The organism is Chryseobacterium sp. HNCC26DJ239 (assembly GCF_057180445.1).
The window spans coordinates 340,584-362,318 of sequence record NZ_JBXUGJ010000001.1; the positions used below are offsets into that span (position 1 = coordinate 340,584).

Below are 21,735 nucleotides of genomic sequence, written 5' to 3' on the forward strand. Positions count from 1 at the left end.
TTACTTAATTTTTAGTAATAATTTCCATTCTTCTTGCGTAAGACCTTTGTGAGTTTCCAATTCTATCTATTTTTAAAGTTTTCACGTTACTTGGTGCGTCATTTTTAAAATCATCATCGCTCATTTTATATTTTAAAAATTCTTCTTTCGTCACTTTCACTCCATTTACAAATAGTTCAGGAGCATCTATAGCAATTCCAAACATTTCAGATTTCCCCGAGTTGAATTTTGAAGTTTCGTTTTTCAATTGACGACCATCCAAATCATAAACTTTGTTTTCAACAACATCTACTCTAAAAAAACCTACACTATTTTTACCAATATTGTTTCTGCTTTCTTTCGCTAAATCTTCAATGCTTTTCGCATCTTTTTTCAGCAAAGCAATTTCACTTTCTGTTAAAGGATTTTTATCGTAGTTTCTGCTTTCTGGGAAGGTTTTACGAAAATTCGTTTTCAATCTTGCTTCTTCAATACTTTTCTGCATTTCAAATTGAGCTTCTTTCCTTTTCAAAGCAGCTTCTTGTCTTTTTACTTCAGCTTCTTTGTAGAATTTTTCGGATTCGTTTTTGGCTTTATCGGCTTCTAATTTCGCCTTTGCAACTTCATGTTGAGATTTTTCTGCCGCCAATTGCTCTTCTTGCGCTTTTTGTTGTTCTGAAAAAGCTTTTTGCATTTCAATTTCAGCTTTTTTCATCTCGATTTCAGCGGTTTTCATTTCAGCTTCTGCCTTTTTCATTTCTTTTTCGGCTTTCGCTTGTTCTTTTCGGATTTGTCTTTCTTCCTTCTTTGAAAGAGGTATCGTATCATTTTTAATGACTTTCACCATTTCTGAAATCACCAGATTTGTAGCTTCTATTTCTTTATTTTTAGCATTCACGAGGTAGACAAAAGCAACCGTGAAAACCAATGGCAATGCCAAAATTCTTGTAGCATAACCAGATTTAGTATTGGGTTTTTGTAACATTTGTAGTCTTTTTTTAATATTTGAACTCAAAAAAGGGCTCGTCGCAGGAAGCTGAACTCCGGAAAACTGACTCGCCAAAAGCATTTGTGCAAAAGCTTTAGTATCGTTTTTCTCCACCGCTTTGTTGTCGGCAAGATATTCGTGAAGCAAACTAATTTCTTTTTTAATTAAATGAAAAAACGGATTGAACCAAAACAGAGCCGTAAAAACCTCCACAATCAATTTATCTAAAGTGTGATTTTGTTCAATATGAACCATTTCGTGTTTCAAAATTTGTTTTCCGAGATCAGATTCCAGTTCGATAGAATCTTTCCAGAAAAGGTTTTTGAAATAAGAAAAAGGCGCGTTGTGAAGATTAGTACGGTAAAATGTAAGCTTTTGAAAAGTTTCACCTTGAAAACTCTTTTTCAACCTTTGAATTTTAATAATTCCTGAAATAAATTTCATCATTAATACTAAAGAAACGACAAGCAAAATAGCGACAGGAAGCCAATAGAAAAGAGGTTTTTCTGTTTCAGTTTGAAATTGTACAGTTTCTAAAAATTGATAGATTTCTGGGTTGACTTCAATCGTAAAATCTTCAACATTAATTATGGGAAGAATGATAGAAATCGCCATACTTCCCAACAAATAAAAGCGGTTGTAATGATGGTAAGTTTTGTCTCGCAACGCCAGAAAATAATATCCAAACAGCACTGCAGAGAAAATACAAACTTTCAAAAGGTAGAAAAAAAGAGTTTCCATGGTGAGTTTATTTGTAATTTATTTGGTTTCCACCCAAATTTCTCCTGATTTTCTATTATCTGTATTATTTTTTTTAACAGTCATGCTTTTAATATTTTTAGTATCAATGCTTTTGAAATCAGATTCTTTAATTTCTTTTCCGTTAAGATAATACTTTATATTTTCGTCTATATAAGATTTCAAATCAGCTTTATAATTAAAGTCATACTGTCTTCCAAGGTCAATTTTCGGAGTTGCAGGAGCATCTGGAGTGAACTGTGAAGTTGCTACATAAGTTGAAGTCTTTTTAGGATAAGCGTTCACAGAAACAATCCACGGATTTCCTTTGATGTCTCTTTCTTCTTTTCTGATTTCTTTCAGCTTGCTTTCAATTTCGGCTCTTTCTTTCGCTAGTTTTTCAAGTTTTCGTTGCTCTTTTTTGCTAAGTTCTTTTCGTGGAATTGTAGGAGAAATACTCAACGGACTTGTCCCGGAATAAACTTTCGCAAGTTTTTCAGCATTTTTTGCATCTGTAGAAACTCCAACTCCGTTAATATAAAATCTATTCACTTTTGCTAAGTTTTCTCTAAACTCAGGAGTGTTTAAACTTTCTTTAAACTTCTTGAATTTCTCTTCGCTAAAACCAAGTCTTTCTTTAAATTCTTTAGAATCAAACAATTTATCTAAATCAAGATTTTTTTCACCTTTTACAATAATTGTGTTTTCACCTTTTGGAAACTTCGATTTTAAATCTGTAATGATGATTTTTTGGTCATCATTCATCACATCATCAAATTCAAAAACTTGTGTGCTTCTTGACACCTTGTCCATTTCTGCGGAAAGCTGTTTCAATTCTTTTGCTTTTAGCTCAAAATCGTAGCTTTTTTCGCCTTTTTCTTTGGCTATTTTTTGAAGTTCTGCTGCTTTTTCTTTAGATTTTTCGCTTAATGTTTTCAATTTATCAGACTGAATTTTAAGCTTTTCGTTGGCTTTAGAAATTTTTTCTTCTTGTAATTTTACAATTCTATCGGTTTCATTTTTAGGTGAAATTGTATCTTTTTTAAGTTCTGCAACTGCTTTTTCAATTTCGATATTGGTTTTTGCGATTTCTTTATTTTTTGCATTCACCAAATACGCAAAAGCAACGGTGAAAACGATTGGCAAAGCCATTATTCTTCGGGCATACCCGAATTTTGTATTGGGTTTTTGTAACATTTGTAATCTTTTTTTGAGATTTGAATTAAGAAAAGGACTTGCTCCTGGAATTGCAGCTGTAGAAAAATGACTGGCTAAAAGCATCTGCGCAAATGCTTTCGTGTCTTTTTTCTCTACCGCTTTGTTGTCGGCAAGATATTCGTGTATTAAACTGATTTCTTTTTTAATTAAATAGAAGAACGGATTGAACCAAAACACCGCCGTAATAACTTCTGCAAAGATTTTATCGATGCTGTGTTTTTGCTCAATGTGCACCATTTCATGTTTTAAGATTTGCTTTCCAACATCAGAATCTAACGTAATGCTGTCTTTCCAGAAAAGGTTTCTGAAATAAGAAAATGGCGCGTTTATAAGGTCTGTCTGATAAAAGTTGATGCCTTTTATCTCCTCTTTTTTGAAACTGCTCTTTAGTTTTTGAATTCTAAAAATTCCCAGAAGAATTTTCCCTACAAAAAAGAAAGAAACCAGTCCCAGAGACGAAAAAATAATTCTAAAATAAATGTGGTCATTGGTATTGTTTTTTTGGTTTTTAAATTCTTGCACCTGCTCCAAAAGAAGATAGATGCGGTTGCTCACTTCTATGGTAAAGTCTTCAATCTTCAACAAAGGAAGAAAGATAGACACCAACATCGTCCCTAAAAGATAAAATCTGTTGTAGTGATGAAAGGTCTTGTCTTTTAAAGACAACTGATAATACAGAAACATTACACCAGAGCAAACGGTAAGTTTCAAAAAGTAAATCAATAAATTTTCCATATCAGCTTTTGTTTTTTAATTCGTTTAGAAGCATTTCTAAGTCTTCAACGCTCATTTGGTTTTCTTCTACTAAAAAAGATACGGCACTTTTATAAGAACCTTTAAAATAATTTTTCACCAAACTTTTCATGGTTTTACCAGAATATTGTTCCTTAGAAATCAAGGCAAAATATTCGTGTTGTCTTCCTACAACGCTATAATCCACAAAGTTTTTTTCTTTTAAAACTTTTAAAATTGTAGAAACTGTATTGGTGTGAGGTTTTGGCTCAGGAAATAAATCGAGAATATCTTTTAGAAAACCTTTTTCAAGTTTCCATAAATATTGCATGATTTGTTCTTCTGCTTTTGTAAGGGTCTGTATTTTCATTGAGATCGAGTCTGATTATTATCACTAATTAATTAGTTATACAAATGTAGAAATTAATCCAATCCTTACAACTAATTTTATAGTGATACAAAGTAAACTAAATATAAAACACTGATTATCAACATTAAAATTTTAAAATTTAACACAAATTAATACTTAGTTTAAACTAACAAATCTTCATTTATAACCAATAACCAGTCTGAAATTCTTAAAACTTGTTAAAATTTATTAAATAAAATGGTTATGAATTTGTAAAAAACAAGAAAAAATATTTATTTTAGTGCTCTAAAAAAAATTTATGAAAAGATATACTCTATTGGTTGTGGTATTAATGTGCGTTTCTTCGTTCAGTTTTGCACAATCATCTGTGTTTGGATCGATTACTGAAGCAAAGTCTAAAATTGAAGGAACTGTACCTGTTGTAATGGATTACCTGAAGAAGACTAGCGAAAAAGAGAGTAACCAAGACATTTTAAATAATGGTACAGAAGCTCTAAGAAAACAATATAATGCGGTATCTCAGGAGTTTGATTTATACAAAGGTAATTTAGCCAGCTGTTTGGTAAACCAAAAAAAGAAAAAAGCTACTAAATGCTTAAATTATCATACACAATATTTCAGAAATACATTAATTAACTATGATAATTTCATTTCTTACCTTACAAAGAAAAATGGATATTTAGGAGTGGATGATGAAGAAGTAAAAAAAGATTTTAAACCTACAGAGATTGCCACAACAATCGATAAAGACTTTACTGCTGCTGCAGGTGCGGTAGAAGAAATGAAAGGAAGCGAAAAAGCAAGATATTTTGATAATTTAAAAGCAGACGATTTGAAATTACAAGATTTCAATACTTTGATAAACTAAAAAAAATAAAAATCCGTTTTCAGAAAACGGATTTTTTGGATCATAAAAAAAGAGAATCTTCTGTGAGATTCTCTTTTTTCATTTTACCATGTGGTTTAAGATAAACTTACCAAATATTCCGAGATAACTGGTTTTTCGTTCTTACTGTCCCAGAAAAGTTTCCAGTCTTCTATTACCTCCATATCGATATTGGCTTGCTTCATATTGGCAATGTAATGTACTTTAAAATTAACATCAAATTGATCTCTCTCAATTTCTTTAATCTTGATATTAGAAATATCATGCGTTGTATTACCGAGCATATTGTTTTTCGAATCTGTAAACCAATCGCAAAATGCTTCGTGGCCAATAAACAAATCATTCCCCGGAAATTTCATTTTCACGTCGTTTGACAAGTACTGAAGAAAGAATTTATTTTCGTCTAAATGATCAAAATGTTTAAACCAATTATTCATAAACTCTTCAATCTTCTTCTCTTTTGTTTGTTTTAAATCCTCCATAGATCTTTTATTTAGTATGAAAATTAAGTTACAATACACCTTCAGCTAAACCCATCTTATAAGTATAAACTCAACCTATTTTTAAACTTGCTTTAAAGAAATCTATAAAACAGCATTAAAAATAAAACTGCAACCCATCAAGAAAATTTGAAAAGGAAAAAAAAAGACATGAGCAACTAAAGTTGCAACATGATGAAAAGAAAGAAACAAGCTTTAAAAAGTTTCAAACTTCAATAACCAGAAAAGACTCTTATCTGTAAGACAAATTAAAAATTCAAAACTTTAAAAACAGAAACCCTCCATTTTATTCTCCTCATTTTCTCAAAAGTTTTCGTGTTTAGCCTCTAAAATATTATCTATTCGATAAATAAAAAAAGGAGAACTACTTTCGTAATTCTCCTTATAGTAGCGGGAACCGGACTCGAACCGATGACCTTCGGGTTATGAGCCCGACGAGCTACCTACTGCTCCATCCCGCGGTGTTTCTTTTAAAACGCACCGACTAGCGTTTTTCCTATTTAGTAGCGGGAACCGGACTCGAACCGATGACCTTCGGGTTATGAGCCCGACGAGCTACCTACTGCTCCATCCCGCGGTGTTTCTTTTACAACGTACCGACTGACGTTGATTTAAATTAGTAGCGGGAACCGGACTCGAACCGATGACCTTCGGGTTATGAGCCCGACGAGCTACCTACTGCTCCATCCCGCGATATTGGACTGCAAATATACGACAATATTTTAATAATCCTAATTTTTCTTTTAAATAAAGGATTTTGTTGAAAACTATTTTAATATCCCTATCTTTGTTCTATGGCAAAAATCCTAAAAATACATCCCGAAAACCCACAGGAAAACCTTCTCGATGAAGTAGTTAGAACTTTAAACAATGGCGGGTTAATCATCTATCCCTCTGATACAATTTATGCATTAGGTTGCAATATTTTTGACATTAAAGCGATGGAAAAGCTCGCGCAAATCAAAAAACAGAAGCTCGAAAAAGCAAAATTCTCTATTATTTGTAATGATTTGAGCCATCTTTCAGATTTTACGAGACCTATTGACACTTCTGTTTTCAGATTTTTGAAAAGCCATCTTCCAGGCCCTTTCACATTTATCCTTGAAGCCAACAAAAGTCTTCCTTTAGCCTATAAAAACCATAAAACAATCGGGATTAGAGTTCCGGATCATTCGGTTCCGCAGCTTATTGTACAAAAACTGGGACATCCAATTGCCTCAACATCCATTCATGATGATGATGAAATTATTGAATATTCTACCGATCCTGAATTGATTGCCGAAAAATACGATCATCTTGTAGATATTGTTATAGACTCAGGTTATGGCGATAATGTTGCTTCAACAATTGTAGATCTTACTTCAGGAAGCCCAGAAATTATTAGACAAGGAAAAGGAATTCTGTAAATTCAAGATTCGAAATTCAAGATTCAATATTTAAAAATGTAACCATTTATAAATATTGCTGAATATTGAACTTTTAAACCTCAAATTTTATACATGAAACTGATTACATCACCTGCAAAATTGATGAATGTAGAAAACACGACCGAATTTTTAAGGTCTTCTACTCCAACATTTATTGAAGATGCGGCATTCATTCAGAAATATTTAAAAGAAAAAACACCGAAATACCTTTCGGAACTCATGGAAATTTCACCCAAACTTGCTGATGAAAATTGGGAAAGAAATCAAAAATGGAAAGCAAAACCAACCACGAAAGAATCTGCACCCGCTTTGTTTGCTTTTACTGGAGAAGTTTATCGTTGTTTAGACGCAAAAACTTTAGATAAAAACGCGGTAGATTATCTTCAAAAAAATCATAGAATTCTTTCTGGTCTTTATGGCTTGTTAAAACCTTCAGATAAAGTAATGCTTTATCGTTTAGAAATGGGAAGACATTTCGAATTCGAAAATTATAAAAATTTATACTCTTTTTGGACTGAAAAAGTAACTGAACAGCTTAATTCTGAACTAAAAAAGAACGAAATCGTCCTGAATTTAGCGAGCAACGAATACGGAAAAGTAATCGACAGAAAAAAGCTAAACAACAAGATGATTACTTTTGATTTTTATGAATTAAAAGACGGAAAACCCAAAACAATCGTGGTTTATACAAAACACGCAAGAGGTTTAATGGCTCGTTTTTGTGCTGAAACCAATGCAAAAACTTTAAACGATGTGAAAGCTTTTAATTATGAAGGTTACAGAATTAACGAAGAAAAATCTACCGATACTAACTTGGTTTTTGTGAGATAGAATGACGTTTTCAGCATTAAAAAAACATTTTTCAGAAGAAATATCAGAACTGTATTCAGAATCTGAGAGTCATTTTATTTTTCAAATTTTTGCAGAAAAATTATGGAATTTAAGTGGTTTCCAACTGCGGCAAATTTCCCATGAAGAAGTTTCTCCAGAAAGGTTTTCTGATTTTGAAAATATCATTTCTGAGCTAAAAAATGGAAAACCTTACCTCCAAATTTTAGGTGAAACTGAATTCTACGGCATGAAGATTTTCGTTGACGAAAATGTTTTAATTCCGCGTCCTGAAACTGAAGAATTGCTTGAAATTGCCATTGAAAAAATTTCAAATCTAAAATCTAAAATCTCAAATCTAAAAATTTTAGATATTGGAACCGGAAGCGGGATTATTCCTTTGGTTTTAAAGAAGCATTTCCCGGAAGCTGAACTTACTTCCATCGATTTTTCTGAAAAAGCGTTAGAAACTGCAAAAAAAAATGCAGAATTTCATCAACTCGACATTCGTTTTATTCATGCAGATTATCTGAATTTTGATTTGAACGAAAATTATGATGTTATTATCTCTAATCCGCCTTACATTGGGATTGATGAAGAAAATGAAATTGCAGATTCTGTAAAAGAATTCGAACCCAAAATGGCGCTTTTTTCCCCAACTTCAGATGCTTTAATTTTCTATAAAAAGATTGCAGAAGACTGTGAAAAACACCTCAATAAAGAAGGTTTATTATTTTTAGAAATCAATCAAAAATTAGGTGAAGAAACTTTAGATTTATATAAAAACCTTTCCGAAAGTCGTTTAATAAAAGATTTAAGTAAAAATGATCGTTTTGTGATTGGAAGAAAATAAAAAGGTTTTCAAAAAAATAAAAACTCTGCCCTATTTTGATAAGGCGGAGTTTTATTTTTTTAACAAAGGGAAAATTAATTTTACCCGATTCTTTTTCTTATAAATATTTCGTAGGCTAAGTAAATGAGTGGCGCCGACATTACTAATAAATAAAACACATTGGAAACTGCTAATTGAGGGTAAATTGCTACCGAATAAACCAGCCCAAAAAATGCTCCTCCTAAATGTGCAGCATGACCGATATTGTCATTCATTCTTGGGTTTAGCATACTGTAGACAGAATATCCAAAATATAAAAATCCAAAAATATAACCCGGAATACTCACAAAAGGAATAAAAATAATACCCATTTTAATGAGATCCGGACTTAGCGAAACCCCAGCAAAAATAATCCCTGCAACTCCTCCACTCGCTCCAATCGCGGAATACCAGCTTTGATTTTTGTAAACCAAAAGTGAAAATAAGTTTCCGATTAAGATAGATCCTAGGTAAATGACCAAAAATCCGACAAGACCGAAAGCCTCCATTACATAAGGTCCAAACATATATAAAACATACATATTTAAAGCTAAATGAATGAAATCTGCATGTAGAAAACCTGCAGAAAGCAATCTCACGTATTCTTTTCTGTATTGTATTGCCCCAACATTGAATTTGAATTTTTCAAAGTTTGCAGAACCAGCCGGTGCTGCAAAAGTTGCCAAACACGTAAGAGCAATAATTAAAATAATAAGATTCATTTTGTATTTTTAGTTTTCTCCTTCTTCAAAAAGATCTCCAATTGTACCCCCTTCATCATCTCCGGAAGGAGTAAAGTCTGGTTCTTCATAAACTTCTGGCTCTTCTTCTTCGGGTTCAGGAATGGTAATATTTATGGTTTTTACTTTAAATTTTGTAAACTGATTTCCGATGGCTTTAATACCTTTTACGGCAATAAATTCGTCGATATTTACATTTTCAGGCTCTCTTTCTTTTCCTTTGTCTTTGGCAAAAATAATTTCTGCTGTTGCACCGTTAGAAACAATCACATTTTCAATAAAAGATTTTGGATGTTCAGACGGCATAAAGGTTTGTATGTGTGTATTATTTTCGAACAAGAATCGTTTGATAAAATAAATATCTTTTTCGCCGTCATAATAAATACACGTTACAGGTTGCTCTGGTTTCCATTTTTCTAGGATTAGATATTCATCATCAAAACGATTTCCAAGATCGAAGCTTACCAGTTTTGCTTCTCCGTTGGTATTTATCGTAAGAATTTTATCGTCTCCTTTAAAATTTCCCAAGAAAGTTCCTCTAGAATCTGCATTCAGTCTTCTTACCGTATCATCAAACCAAATTTTTCTTGGCGCCAAAGTAGAAACGCCTTCTTCTTTAAGGTCTACTTTTTTTACGGCATATTTGGTTACTAAATTTCCTTTAGAATCTCTTCCTTTGATGGCTAATTCAGAAAAATCAATATCCATTTTATTTTTTCTGATTCTCGGGTTAGGTTTAAGCAAAACACTTACCGTTTCAGCTTCACCATTCGGATTTGCGGAAAAATAAAGCATTTCAGAATATTTTTTATCTGAAGCTAAATGATAATCTGTATTTCTGGTAACTCCCGTCACAGAAAAACGCTTCATATAATACGGTCCTTCTCTTCCCTCACGATAAATCATGTTATAAACGGTGCGTTTATCATTTTTCTTCCAAACCGCGACGTGAAGAATATCTTTTCCGATGAAAGTTTTAGGCTCCACTTTTACCACCTTCATACTTCCATCTTTTCTGAACGTAATGATATCATCAATATCCGAACAATCGAATAAATATTGGTCTTTTTTAAGGGAAGTTCCTATGAACCCTTCTTCGAAATTGGCGTAGAATTTTTCGTTTGCTACTGCTACTTTTGTGGCATCAATTGTATCAAAGATTCTAAGCTCGGTTTTTCTTTCTTTATCTTTTCCGTATTTCTTCTGGATATTCAAATAATAATCTATCGCGTACTGAATAAGGTGAGCCAAATGATGTTTTACCTGCTCAATTTTCCCTTCTAAAGCCGCGATATTTTCTTTAAATTTATCTAAATCGAAACGAGAAATTCTTTTAATACGAATTTCAGTAAGCTTTAAAATATCTTCTTCGGTAACAGCTCTTAAAAGATGACCTGTGTGCGGTTTTAAGCCCTCGTCAATGGTTTTAATCACATCTTCCCAGGTTTTTACCTCTTCAATATCGTGGTAAATTCTGTTTTCGATGAAGATTCTTTCTAATGAAGAAAAATGCCAACTTTCCTGTAACTCATGAAGTTCAATTTCAAGTTCTTTTTTAAGTAAAGAAACGGTATGATCGGTATTCATTCTCAGAATTTCCGACACGTTTAAGAACATAGGTTTATCGCCAACAATCACACACGCATTTGGCGAAATGGTTACCTGACAATCGGTAAACGCATACAATGCATCTATTGTTTTGTCTGGAGAAACATCGTTGTGAAGATGAATAAGAATCTCTACTTTATCCGAAGTATTATCTTCAATTTTTTTGATTTTAATCTTCCCTTTTTCGTTGGCTTTCAACACAGAATCAATTAAATCTGAAGTTGTTTTAGAAAAAGGAAGTTCAGTAATAATCAAAGTATTTTTATCGTGCTGCGAAATTCTAGCTCTTGCTCTTACCTTCCCACCACGATGCCCATCATTATATTCCGAAACATCTAAGAAACCAGCGGTAAGAAAATCTGGAAAAATCTCAAACTTTTTACCTTTCAAGTAAGCGACAGAAGCATTAATCAACTCATTAAAGTTGTGCGGAAGAATTTTCGTAGAAAGCCCTACACCAATCCCTTCAACACCTTGTGCCAAAAGCAAAGGAAACTTTACCGGAAGGTCGATTGGCTCGTTGTTTCTACCGTCGTAAGATTTTGTCCAATCCGTAGTTTTTGGGTTAAAAACCACTTCAAGAGCAAACGGAGTAAGCCTTGCTTCAATATATCTTGCTGCAGCGGCAGAATCTCCGGTATAAATATTTCCCCAGTTTCCTTGGGTATCAATCAAAAGCTCTTTTTGCCCAATTCCTACCATCGCATCGGTAATAGAAGCATCACCATGTGGGTGATATTTCATGGTATTACCAACGATATTCGCAACTTTATTGTATCTACCATCTTCCAATTCTCGCATAGAGTGCATAATTCTACGCTGTACAGGTTTAAACCCATCAAAAACAGAGGGTATAGCTCTGTCTAGAATTACATAAGATGCGTAATCGAGAAACCAGTCTTTATAAAGACCTGATACTTTTTTCAGGCTTTCACTTTCGTGAGAGAATTCTTCATTCATTATTTACGTTCTGCTTATTTTTTTTGACTACTTTGGCGAGAGAAAATTTCAAATCATTAAGCTCTTTTGCCGTGAGATAAGAAATTTCGTACTTCAAAATAGTGCTTCCGGTATTTTTACTTTGTACTGTAATATAAAGTCTCTTGAAAAATAAAAATGAGATGGTTTGATAATTAATTAATTTATACTTTGGAAACTCATCATTCAAAGGTTTACTACCAAAAGGTATCACGCTTCTATTTCTAAAATTTAGGGCTTCCCCATCACTATCATACTCAAAAACCTGTCTTCCATTCAGATAAAACAAAAGATTGAGCGCAATAGGTACAATAATTAGAAGATAGGATTCATATCCCAAAACATCAAATCTAACTTCTTCTACCACAAAAGCTAAAATTCCCAACAATAGGAATACAATCAATGCCGTACTAAGAAAATTGTAATAAGGCACACTATGTTTGTTGCTTAGTCTCATTTTTAATATTTTTTTTCATTGTGTTGTGTGTTTTTTGCATTTTTTTTTAAAGAATCTACATCATAAGGCTTCAGGCATTAGTTCTTTTTTATCAATTTCTGAATCATCCTCTACCACCAAATTTTCGAGGATAAAGGTTTGTCTATCCGGCGTATTTTTACCCATGTAAAACTCTAGAAGCTGCTCAATGGTTTGGTCTTTTCCGATAACAACCGGTTCAAGGCGAATATCTTTTCCGATGAAATGTTTAAACTCATCCGGAGAAATTTCTCCCAATCCTTTAAATCGTGTAATTTCAGGATTTCTTCCCAATTCATTCAACGCTTTTACTCTTTCTTGTTCAGAATAGCAATAGCGGGTTTCTTTCTTATTTCTTACCCTAAATAAAGGCGTTTGAAGGATGTACAAATGTCCGTTTTTAATCACATCAGGGAAAAACTGAAGGAAAAACGTAATCATCAACAAACGAATGTGCATTCCATCAACATCGGCATCTGTTGCGATAATTACCTGGTTGTATCGTAAATCTTCTAAACTTTCTTCAATATTTAAAGCGGCTTGTAGAAGGTTAAACTCTTCATTTTCATACACCACTTTTTTGGTTAAACCATAGCAGTTTAAAGGTTTCCCTTTTAAAGAAAATACCGCCTGCGTTTCTACATCTCTAGACTTTGTGATTGAACCAGATGCAGAATCTCCCTCTGTAATAAAAATCTGAGTTTCAGACTTTCTTTCGGCTTTTTGGTCGTTGTAATGCTGTCTGCAATCGCGCAGTTTTTTATTGTGTAAAGAAACTTTTTTCGCTCTTTCCCTTGCCAATTTCTGAATTCCGGAAAGTTCTTTTCTTTCTCTTTCAGAAATTAAAATTTTACGCTGAATGGCGTCTGCAATTTCAGGGTTTTTATGTAAAAAATTATCAAGTTTACTCTTTAAATAATTGATTACAAAAGTCTTGATGGTTTCTAATTCTTTTCCATCTTTGTCTTGCCCCATTGTTGTAGACCCCAATTTTGTTTTCGTTTGAGATTCAAAAACAGGATTTCCAACGTTAATATAAACTGCTCCAATAATAGCTTTTCTAATATCTGAAGCATCAAAATTTTTATTGAAAAACTCTCGAATTGTTTTTACATACGCTTCTTTAAAAGCATTCAAATGCGTACCTCCTTGTGACGTGTACTGCCCATTAACAAAGGAGAAATAAGTTTCAGACTGAGATTTATCAGAATGCGTAATCGCCAATTCCATATCTTCATCCTTAATGTGAATGATAGGATATACAATTTCGCCATCTATTTCTTCTTCCAACAAGTCTTTCAAACCATTTTGAGATTCGAAAACTTCCCCATTGAAATAAATTTTAAGCCCTAAATTCAAATACGTATAGTTGCGAAGCATTTTTTCTACATACTCATTTCTGAATTTGAAGTTTATAAAAATGCTATCATCGGGTAGAAAAGTAATTTCGGTACCGTTTCTTTCGGAAGTTTCGGCTTCATCATGCAAAATATCCAATCTTCCTTCACGGAATTCAGCAATTCTCATTTTGCCATCTCGCACAGATTTCACTCTAAAATAAGTCGATAAAAAGTTAACTGCTTTTGTACCCACTCCGTTCAATCCGATTGATTTTTTGAAAGCTCCATCATCGTATTTACCACCTGTATTCATTATGGAAACTACATCCACAATTTTTCCCAAGGGAATTCCACGACCGTAATCTCGAACAATTACGTTTCCTTCTTTAATTTTTACATCAATTCTTTTTCCGGCTTTCATTCTAAATTCATCGATAGAATTATCGAGAACTTCTTTCAGCAAAATATAAATACCATCATCCACCGAAGAACCGTCTCCAAGCTTCCCAATGTACATTCCTGGCCTTAAACGAACGTGCTCTCGAGGCTCGAGAGTTCTGATATTTTCTTCGGAATAATTAGACTGTAAATTCTGTGACATATATAATAATCAGTAAACATACAAAAATACGAATTAGAACAAAGAAATCCGAATTTTGAAGCACATTTTTGGGTAATTTTTCAAAAATATTTTCACAAAAAAAGCACATCTTTCGATATGCTTTCTCTATATTAAAACCCGTCTCCGTCGAGTAAATTGCCTAATCCACCAAGAATACCCCCTTCTTCCTTCCTGTTCGGACCGCCATATTGTAAAATTCTGGAAGCCAAACGTGAAATCGGCAAGGTTTGAATCCAAACTTTTCCAGGACCTCGAAGTTGCGCAAAAAACAAACCTTCTCCTCCGAAAAGCGTATTTTTTATTCCGCCCACAAACTGAATATCATAATCAACAGTCTGCGTAAATGCAACAATACAACCCGTATCAATCTTTAAAACTTCACCAGGTTGAAGCACTTTTTCGATCACGTGACCACCACTGTGCACGAAAGTCATCCCGTCTCCTTCCAGTTTTTGCATAATGAAACCTTCGCCACCAAAAAGACCGGTTCCCAATTTTTTCTGAAACTCAATTCCAACCGCAACACCCTTCGCTGCACATAAAAACGAATCTTTTTGGCAAATAACCTTTCCTCCTAAAGCGCTTAAATCTAAAGGAATAATTTTTCCCGAATATGGCGCCGCAAAAGTAACGTGTCTTTTACCGTGAGAAACATTGGTAAAAACCGTCATAAAAAGATTTTCCCCAGTAAGCATTCTTTTTCCTGCTGAAAAAAGCTTTCCCATGATTCCTTTTTCGTTTCCATCACCGAAAAGCGTTTCCATTTGAACACCTTCCGTCATCATCATAAAACTTCCAGGTTCTGCAATTACGCTTTCTTGAGGGTCGAGCTCAATTTCCACGCATTGCATTTCTTCCCCGTGAATGCGAAAATCTATTTCGTGATTATTCATGTTTAGTATTTTATTTAATTTTTATTCTCTTATTGTTCAAAAATCCCCTATTTTAGATATTTAAATTTCAAAATCTAGCAATGATACAACTTCCTTTATCTAAACTTTCCAATGTAGGGACTACCATTTTTAGCCAAATGACTCAACTTGCAAACGAAAACCAGGCGATTAATCTTTCACAAGGTTTCCCAGATTTCCCTGCAGATGATGAACTTTTACAATTGGTAGACCATTACATCAAAAAAGGATTCAATCAGTATGCACCAATGGGCGGAATGTTACCGCTAAAGGAAGAAATTGCAAAAAAAATTGAAAATGCTCATCAAGCCATTTATCATCCCGACACAGAAATCACCGTTACCGCAGGAGGAACTCAAGCGATTTTTACGGCGATTGCTACTTTGGTAAAAGATGGTGATGAAGTGATTATTTTTGAACCCGCTTACGATTGCTATGAACCTACAGTAGAGCTTTTTGGAGGTATCGTGAAAAGATTTAAAATGACTGCTCCTAATTATTCTATCGATTGGAATGAAGTAAAAAAATTGGTTTCAGACAAAACAAAACTGATAATTTTAAACAATCCGAACAATCCTGCGGGAAAAATTCTTACCGAAAACGACATGCAAGAACTTGTAAAAATCGTGACCGGAACTTCAATTTTTATTTTGAGCGACGAAGTGTACGAAAACATCGTGTTTGACGAAAAAAAACACCTCAGTATTTGCCGATATCCAGAATTAAAAAACCGTAGTTTCTTAGTTGCATCATTCGGAAAATTATTCCACGTTACAGGTTGGAAAATTGGATATTGCGCCGCGCCAAAAAATCTTACAGATGAGTTTAGAAAAGTGCATCAATTCAATGTTTTTTCTGTGAATACGCCAATTCAACTTGCTTTTGCCGATTACATGAAAAATGATGAGCATTTTTTAGGTTTAAATTCTTTCTTTCAACAAAAAAGAGATTTGCTAAGAAAAGGACTTTCGGGAACGAAATTTGACCTTCTAGATTGTAAAGGAACGTATTTTCAAGCTGTAAATTACAGTCGAATTTCAGATAAAAAAGACATCGATTTTGCGCATGAACTTACCAAGAATTTTAAAGTTGCAACCATTCCGTTTTCTTCTTTCTATAAAGACAAACTGAATGAAAATGTGATAAGACTTTGCTTCGCAAAAAAAGATGAAACTCTGGAAAAAGCTTTGGAAAATTTGTCTAAAATTTAAATAAAAACTCGCTGATTAGCAAATTTGTGAACACACATATTCGCCAATCAGCGAAAATATTAACTCAGTAATTAGAAGAACATTCCGCCCGAAACCTCAATTCTTTGAGCGGTAATCCATCGTGCTTCTTCAGTACAAAGGAAAGCGACTACTCCACCAATATCATCCGGCAAACCTGCTCTTCCAAGTGCGGTATTGCTCGCTACCAAAGCATTCATGTTTTTATCGTCTCTCGTTCTTCCGCCTCCGAAATCGGTTTCTATCGCTCCTGGAGCCACTGCATTAACTTTAATTTTTCTCGCGCCCAATTCTTTCGCCATGTATTTCGTTAGTTGGTCAACCGCTGCTTTCATCGAACCATAAACCGACGAACCCGGTAAAGCAAATCTTGCCAAACCTGAAGACAAATTAATGATTCCGCCATTGTCGTTCATGAATGGTAAAAACTTTTGAGTAAGGAAGAAAACTCCTTTAAAATGAATATTAACCATATCATCCAACTGCTCTTCTGTAACCTCCATAATCGGTTGATACAAAGCCGTTCCTGCATTATTGATTAAAAAATCGATGTTTCTGCTTCCTGTATTTTCTTCAAGATGATCTCCGACTTTTTTTACGAATTCGTCGAAAGATTTTACCTCTTTCGTGTTCAGTTGATACGCAATCGCCTTTCTTCCTAAAGCTTTAATTTCCTCAACAGTTTTCTCCGCCGCTTCCTTATCAGAGTTATAAGTAATGATTACATCTAAACCTTTTTCTGCAATTTTTAAGGCTGCATTTTTTCCTAAACCTCTACTTCCGCCTGTAACTAAGGCAATTTTTGTTGTTGTTTCCATTTTTTATGATTTCTTTTTGATGGTACAAAGTTGAGACAAATTCAAGGTAAAGTTTTTGCCATAATCAAACCGAAATTTGCAAAATTCAAATCAGAGTCTAAATTCTAATGGCGCAAGTGAAGTTTTTTTCTTGAAAAAATTAGAAAAATGAGCAATTTCTTCGAAACCCAAAGCATACGCAATTTCAGAAACCGTCCATTGTGTTTGTTTTAAAAGAATTTTTGCTTCTTGCACAATTCTTTCTGCAATAATTTCTGTAGTAGTTTTTCCGGTGCTTTCTTTTAATTTTTTATTCAAATAATTAACGTGAACCGCCAATCTGTCGGCAAAATCTTTCGCTGATTTCAACTGAAGTCTTTGTTCTGAAGTTTCGATAGGAAACTGTCTTTCCAACAATTCGATGAACAAAGAAACGACGCGCATCGAAGAATCATTAGATGTAGAAAGTTTGGAAGCAGGTTGCAGTTTTTGTCCGTAATGAATGAGTTCTACCACATAATTTCGGATTAAATCGTATTTAAAAATATAATCTGAAGCAATTTCATTTTTTATTTTATTGAATAACAATTGAATTTCATCAGCAAGAGCATCATCAATTTCAAATACAGGAATATTCCCCGGCTGAAAAATCGGTAAATCTTGCAAACTATGATGAGCACGGTCTTTTATGAAAAATTCTTCCGTAAAAACACAAAAAGTTCCTCCTTGATTTTCATCTTCGGGAACATAATTATAAGGAACTTTTGGAGTTGCAAAAAGCAGCGCATTCTTTTCAATAGAGATTATTTTATCTGCATATTCTGCTCTGTTTTTGCCTCGAATTAAACTTACCTTATAATATTTCCTCCTGTTGTAAGGCATTTCACTAGTATTACGCAACCTTTCAATAGTTTGCGCAATATCAAAAACATTAAAATGACCAATATCTTTATGTAAACCTTGAGGTAGAAGTTCTTCTACATCTTTTCCCATTTTATCGGCAATTTCTCTATAAAAATCTTCCAAAGAAGCATTAATAGCGTAAGATGTTTTCTCCATGATGGCGATTTGTAAAATTCAAATGTAGTGATTTTTATTTGGGTTTAATTATTTCACACCAAGATGTCGCAGCTTCGCTGCTCCTGAATAATTCATATTATTTCAATAGCTACCAATATATCGCTGCTTCGCAGCTTTATTGTCTTTAATAAAATAAAAAAACGCTCCCAAATTTACATTTGAAAGCGTTTTTATTTTATATCACTAACTTTTAATATTCCAAGTCTTACACGTTGAATCTGAAATGCATGACATCGCCATCTTTCACGATGTATTCTTTACCTTCCACTCTCATTTTCCCAGCTTCTTTCACCTTTGCTTCAGAACCGAAAGTAATGAAATCTTCGTAGCCAATAACTTCTGCACGAATGAAACCTTTTTCGAAATCTGTGTGGATAACTCCTGCAGATTGTGGCGCCGTCCAACCTTGCCCGATTGTCCAAGCTCTCACTTCCTTAACTCCCGCTGTAAAATACGTTTGAAGTTTCAAAAGATCATACGCTTTTCTAATCAAACGGTTTACACCCGGCTCCGTAAGACCGAGTTCTTCCAAGAAAATTTCTCTTTCTTCGAAAGTTTCCAATTCGTTGATGTCTGCTTCAATTTGAGCTGCTAAAACTACGATTTCCGCGCCTTCTCTTTTTGCCATTTCTTCAATCTTTCCGATCCATTCGTTTCCGTTTTTGATTGAATTTTCGTCTACATTACAAACATAAAGAACCGGCTTATTCGTCAACAACTGAACGTCTCCGATGATTGCTTTAGTGAAATCATCTGTAGCGAATTCTCTAGCGTTGCTTCCGTTTTCAAGATGTTTTTGAAGATTTTGAAGCGTTTCATAAGCTAAAATATCTTCTTTCTTTCCAGATTTAATGAATTTCTTAGCTTTTTCAACTGCTTTTCCTACTGTTTCAAGGTCTTTCAATTGAAGCTCGATATCGATAATTTCTTTATCTCTTAAAGGATCTACCGAACCTTCTACGTGTACAATATTTCCGTTGTCGAAACATCTTAAAACATGAATAATCGCCTCACATTCTCTAATGTTTGCCAAAAATTGGTTTCCAAGACCTTCCCCTTTAGAAGCACCTTTCACAAGACCTGCAATATCTACAATTTCAACAACTGCAGGAATTACTTTTTCAGGATTAATTAATTTTTCAAGCTCAAAAAGTCTTTGATCTGGTACAGAAACCGTTCCCAAATTGGGCTCGATAGTACAGAAAGGATAGTTTGCCGACTGTGCTTTTGCGTTGCTCAGACAGTTAAAAAGGGTCGATTTACCTACGTTTGGCAATCCTATGATTCCACATTTCATAGTAAGTTGAATGTTTAAGGTTTACGGTTTAAAGTTTCTCAATAAATAAACTCTAAACTTGAATTTTAAGTCTGCAAAGATAATGAAATAAAAGACAGAATCATAACAAAAAAATCTACCCAAAAAAGGCAGATTTTATATTTAAAAGAATCTTGAATATTTTAAGGCTTATCTCCTGTAGCTTCCTGAGCAAGCGAAACCTCATCCGGAGAATTCATTAAGTCTTTATCTAAAGTAAACAACGACTCGTCTGTTGCACGATCTCCACCAGCAATTTTTAATTTATCGATTAAATTTGCGGCTAAAGTTTCTTCTTCAATCTGCTCCTGTACAAACCATTGCATAAAATTCCAAGTTGCCCAGTCTTTTTCAGCGAGAGCAAGGTCTACAATATTATAAATAGCCGTTGTATTATCTACTTCATCTTTAAACACATTATTGAAACATTCGGTCAAACTTTTAGGATCTTTCGGAGGGGCAGGAATTGCAGTTACTTTTGGTTTTCCACCTCTGTTTAAAACATATTCCATAAATTTTATTGAATGATTTCTTTCTTCCTGTGCATGTCGGTAAAGAAAATTAGCAATCCCTTGATACCCATTATCATCCGCCCAAATTCCGTAAGATAAAAAAGTATGTGCGGCGTGAATTTCTTTATTCATCTGATCGCTTAGAGCCTGCTCTATTGTAGCAGAAAGTCTTTTGGTGTTCATAATTTTATATTTTTAGTGATTAACTTAATGATTACAAAAATGATTCCGTCAGAAATTTTAAAAGACAAATACATTAATTTATAGAAATTCTAAGATGTGGTACGTCTCTGTCTGATAAAGTTAAAATCTACCTCAAACCTTTACTTATATTAAAGAATCATTTTATTGACTTATATTTGAATAAAATCACTAAGAATGCAACAAGTCTTAAAAAACTACTCCGGAATTTTACTTCTATTACTGGGAATTTCCATCGGAAGCATCATCGGAATTGTTTCTCCGTCGTTGGTAGAATACATAAAACCTTTGGGAGACATCTTCCTGAATTTGCTATTCGTAAGTGTTGTTCCGTTGGTATTTTTTGCGGTCGCCAATTCTATTTCAAGTCTAGAACAGCAATCGAAATTTGGAAAAATAATAGCTACAATGGCTTTTACGTTTCTGTTTTTCATTTTAACCGCAGCAGTTTTTACCATTTGTGCGGTTTATCTTTTCCCTGTTTCTGGCGTTTCCGGAAGTCAGGAAATTGTTGAAGCAACTTCTAACGACGATAGTTGGGGAAATAGAATTGTAGGATTTTTTACTGTGGGAGAATTTACACAGCTTTTCTCAAGACAAAACATGTTGGCTTTGCTTATTTTTTCTTTTATGACTGGCTTTTCCGCAAGAAAAGTGGGCGAAAAAGGACAGGTTTTCAGAGCATTCATCACGTCGGGTTACGAAGTAATGAAAGAATTACTTTTAATCGTAATGAAAGTTGCTCCGATTGGTTTGGGAGCGTATTTTGCCTATCAAGTTGCGACTTTAGGGCCTCAACTTTTTGGTTTTTATGCTAAACCTTTAGGACTTTATTATATTGCAGGAATTATTTATTTTATCGTTTTCTTTTCGCTCTATGCTTTTCTCGCAAAAGGACAGAACGGTGTAAAAAGTTTTTGGCAAAATGCAATTTATCCAACTCTTACTGCATTAAGCACTTGCAGCAGTTTTGCAACGATGCCCGCAAATTTACAAGCAGCTTCAAAAATTGGAATTCCTAATCAAATTGCCAATCTTGTGATTCCTATCGGAACTACGCTTCATAAAAATGGCTCTTCCATGTCTTCCATTATTAAAATTTATGTTGCTTTTTTAATTATAGGAAAAGATTTTTTTGAGCCTTCAAATTTAATTTTGGCTTTAGGAATTACCGTTTTTGTGAGTATTGTTGCCGGCGGAATTCCAAATGGAGGGTATATTGGCGAAATGTTGATGATTTCCGTATATCAACTTCCGAAAGAAGCCATTCCTGCCGTAATGATTATCGGAACTTTGGTGGATCCTTTAGCCACTGTTTTAAACGCCGTTGGAGATGTTGTTGCAGCGATGTTTGTGAGCCGGTTTGTGAAGGTTTGATTTCTCACTTAAT

Annotated in this window: 19 protein-coding genes and 3 tRNA genes; 6 read left to right on the forward strand and 16 right to left on the reverse strand. The window is 33.9% G+C overall.

The genetic code is table 11. From position 1 onward, the window contains the following. Positions 1-4 precede the first annotated feature (4 nt). Genes AC2A1D_RS01625 through AC2A1D_RS01635 form a run of 3 tightly spaced genes read right to left on the reverse strand, consistent with a single transcriptional unit; the run spans position 5 to position 4,025 of the window. Complete coding sequence (locus tag AC2A1D_RS01625) at positions 5-1,708, reverse strand: M56 family metallopeptidase (RefSeq protein WP_484041924.1); 1,704 nt, start codon at positions 1,706-1,708, stop codon at positions 5-7. An 18-nt stretch (positions 1,709-1,726) separates the two neighbouring features. Next, complete coding sequence (locus AC2A1D_RS01630) at positions 1,727-3,658, reverse strand: M56 family metallopeptidase (protein WP_484041925.1); 1,932 nt, start codon at positions 3,656-3,658, stop codon at positions 1,727-1,729. Position 3,659: 1 nt separating this feature from the next. After that, positions 3,660-4,025 (reverse strand): BlaI/MecI/CopY family transcriptional regulator, encoded by a 366-nt coding sequence (locus AC2A1D_RS01635; RefSeq protein ID WP_484041926.1) that lies wholly within the window; start codon positions 4,023-4,025, stop codon positions 3,660-3,662. 298 nt (positions 4,026-4,323) lie between these two features. Between AC2A1D_RS01635 and AC2A1D_RS01640 the strand changes: the two genes are divergently transcribed. Continuing rightward, positions 4,324-4,893, forward strand: coding sequence for a hypothetical protein (locus AC2A1D_RS01640; RefSeq protein ID WP_484041927.1), 570 nt, complete (start codon positions 4,324-4,326; stop codon positions 4,891-4,893). A gap of 95 nt (positions 4,894-4,988) precedes the next feature. Here AC2A1D_RS01640 and AC2A1D_RS01645 read toward each other — a convergent pair whose 3' ends face one another. The 4 genes from AC2A1D_RS01645 to AC2A1D_RS01660 all read right to left on the reverse strand — a co-directional run bounded on the left by AC2A1D_RS01645 (position 4,989) and on the right by AC2A1D_RS01660 (position 6,104). Continuing rightward, entirely contained in the window at positions 4,989-5,393 is a 405-nt protein-coding gene (locus AC2A1D_RS01645) for a hypothetical protein (protein ID WP_484041928.1), read from the reverse strand. Between the two features lie 406 nt (positions 5,394-5,799). Beyond that, a tRNA-Met gene (locus AC2A1D_RS01650) sits at positions 5,800-5,872 on the reverse strand. 43 nt (positions 5,873-5,915) lie between these two features. Then, positions 5,916-5,988 (reverse strand) — tRNA-Met (locus tag AC2A1D_RS01655). 43 nt (positions 5,989-6,031) lie between these two features. Continuing rightward, positions 6,032-6,104 (reverse strand) — tRNA-Met (locus AC2A1D_RS01660). Between the two features lie 101 nt (positions 6,105-6,205). Between AC2A1D_RS01660 and AC2A1D_RS01665 the strand changes: the two genes are divergently transcribed. The 3 genes from AC2A1D_RS01665 to prmC all read left to right on the forward strand — a co-directional run bounded on the left by AC2A1D_RS01665 (position 6,206) and on the right by prmC (position 8,519). After that, on the forward strand, positions 6,206-6,817 hold the full coding sequence (locus AC2A1D_RS01665; RefSeq protein ID WP_484041929.1) for an L-threonylcarbamoyladenylate synthase: 612 nt from the start codon (positions 6,206-6,208) through the stop codon (positions 6,815-6,817). 93 nt (positions 6,818-6,910) lie between these two features. Beyond that, the gene (yaaA, locus tag AC2A1D_RS01670) at positions 6,911-7,669 is read left to right on the forward strand and encodes a peroxide stress protein YaaA (RefSeq protein ID WP_484041930.1); all 759 of its coding nucleotides are present in this window, start codon (positions 6,911-6,913) and stop codon (positions 7,667-7,669) included. 1 nt (position 7,670) lies between these two features. Next, a complete protein-coding gene (prmC, locus tag AC2A1D_RS01675) occupies positions 7,671-8,519 on the forward strand; it encodes a peptide chain release factor N(5)-glutamine methyltransferase (protein WP_484041931.1) in 849 nt (282 codons plus the stop codon). A gap of 80 nt (positions 8,520-8,599) precedes the next feature. Here the strand turns inward: prmC and AC2A1D_RS01680 are convergent, their stop codons facing one another. The 5 genes from AC2A1D_RS01680 to AC2A1D_RS01700 form a co-directional block, all read right to left on the reverse strand. Beyond that, a complete protein-coding gene (locus AC2A1D_RS01680; RefSeq protein ID WP_484041932.1) occupies positions 8,600-9,259 on the reverse strand; it encodes a rhomboid family intramembrane serine protease in 660 nt (219 codons plus the stop codon). Positions 9,260-9,268: 9 nt separating this feature from the next. Continuing rightward, on the reverse strand, positions 9,269-11,845 hold the full coding sequence (locus AC2A1D_RS01685; RefSeq protein WP_484041933.1) for a DNA gyrase/topoisomerase IV subunit A: 2,577 nt from the start codon (positions 11,843-11,845) through the stop codon (positions 9,269-9,271). After that, complete coding sequence (locus AC2A1D_RS01690) at positions 11,838-12,320, reverse strand: hypothetical protein (protein WP_484041934.1); 483 nt, start codon at positions 12,318-12,320, stop codon at positions 11,838-11,840. The genes AC2A1D_RS01685 and AC2A1D_RS01690 overlap by 8 nt, the downstream gene beginning before the upstream one ends. Positions 12,321-12,380: 60 nt before the next feature. Continuing rightward, on the reverse strand, positions 12,381-14,279 hold the full coding sequence (locus tag AC2A1D_RS01695; RefSeq protein ID WP_484041935.1) for a DNA topoisomerase IV subunit B: 1,899 nt from the start codon (positions 14,277-14,279) through the stop codon (positions 12,381-12,383). A gap of 131 nt (positions 14,280-14,410) precedes the next feature. Further along, positions 14,411-15,193 carry a TIGR00266 family protein gene (locus tag AC2A1D_RS01700; protein ID WP_484041936.1) on the reverse strand — a complete coding sequence of 261 codons (783 nt, stop codon included), beginning with the start codon at positions 15,191-15,193 and terminating at the stop codon, positions 14,411-14,413. Positions 15,194-15,273: 80 nt separating this feature from the next. Here AC2A1D_RS01700 and AC2A1D_RS01705 point away from each other — a divergent pair, with 80 nt between their 5' ends. Beyond that, positions 15,274-16,422: a methionine aminotransferase gene (locus tag AC2A1D_RS01705; RefSeq protein WP_484041937.1), complete on the forward strand. Its 1,149-nt coding sequence runs from the start codon at positions 15,274-15,276 to the stop codon at positions 16,420-16,422. Between the two features lie 71 nt (positions 16,423-16,493). Here the strand turns inward: AC2A1D_RS01705 and AC2A1D_RS01710 are convergent, their stop codons facing one another. The 4 genes from AC2A1D_RS01710 to AC2A1D_RS01725 all read right to left on the reverse strand — a co-directional run bounded on the left by AC2A1D_RS01710 (position 16,494) and on the right by AC2A1D_RS01725 (position 20,327). Further along, complete coding sequence (locus tag AC2A1D_RS01710) at positions 16,494-17,258, reverse strand: SDR family NAD(P)-dependent oxidoreductase (protein WP_484041938.1); 765 nt, start codon at positions 17,256-17,258, stop codon at positions 16,494-16,496. 90 nt (positions 17,259-17,348) lie between these two features. Continuing rightward, complete coding sequence (locus AC2A1D_RS01715; protein WP_484041939.1) at positions 17,349-18,296, reverse strand: helix-turn-helix domain-containing protein; 948 nt, start codon at positions 18,294-18,296, stop codon at positions 17,349-17,351. Between the two features lie 226 nt (positions 18,297-18,522). Then, positions 18,523-19,614: a redox-regulated ATPase YchF gene (ychF, locus tag AC2A1D_RS01720; protein WP_484041940.1), complete on the reverse strand. Its 1,092-nt coding sequence runs from the start codon at positions 19,612-19,614 to the stop codon at positions 18,523-18,525. A 161-nt stretch (positions 19,615-19,775) separates the two neighbouring features. Then, complete coding sequence (locus AC2A1D_RS01725; protein WP_484041941.1) at positions 19,776-20,327, reverse strand: ferritin; 552 nt, start codon at positions 20,325-20,327, stop codon at positions 19,776-19,778. A 195-nt stretch (positions 20,328-20,522) separates the two neighbouring features. On the opposite strand from AC2A1D_RS01725, the gene AC2A1D_RS01730 reads away from it, so the two are divergent. Continuing rightward, positions 20,523-21,722, forward strand: coding sequence for a dicarboxylate/amino acid:cation symporter (locus tag AC2A1D_RS01730; protein WP_484041942.1), 1,200 nt, complete (start codon positions 20,523-20,525; stop codon positions 21,720-21,722). Positions 21,723-21,735 lie beyond the last annotated feature (13 nt).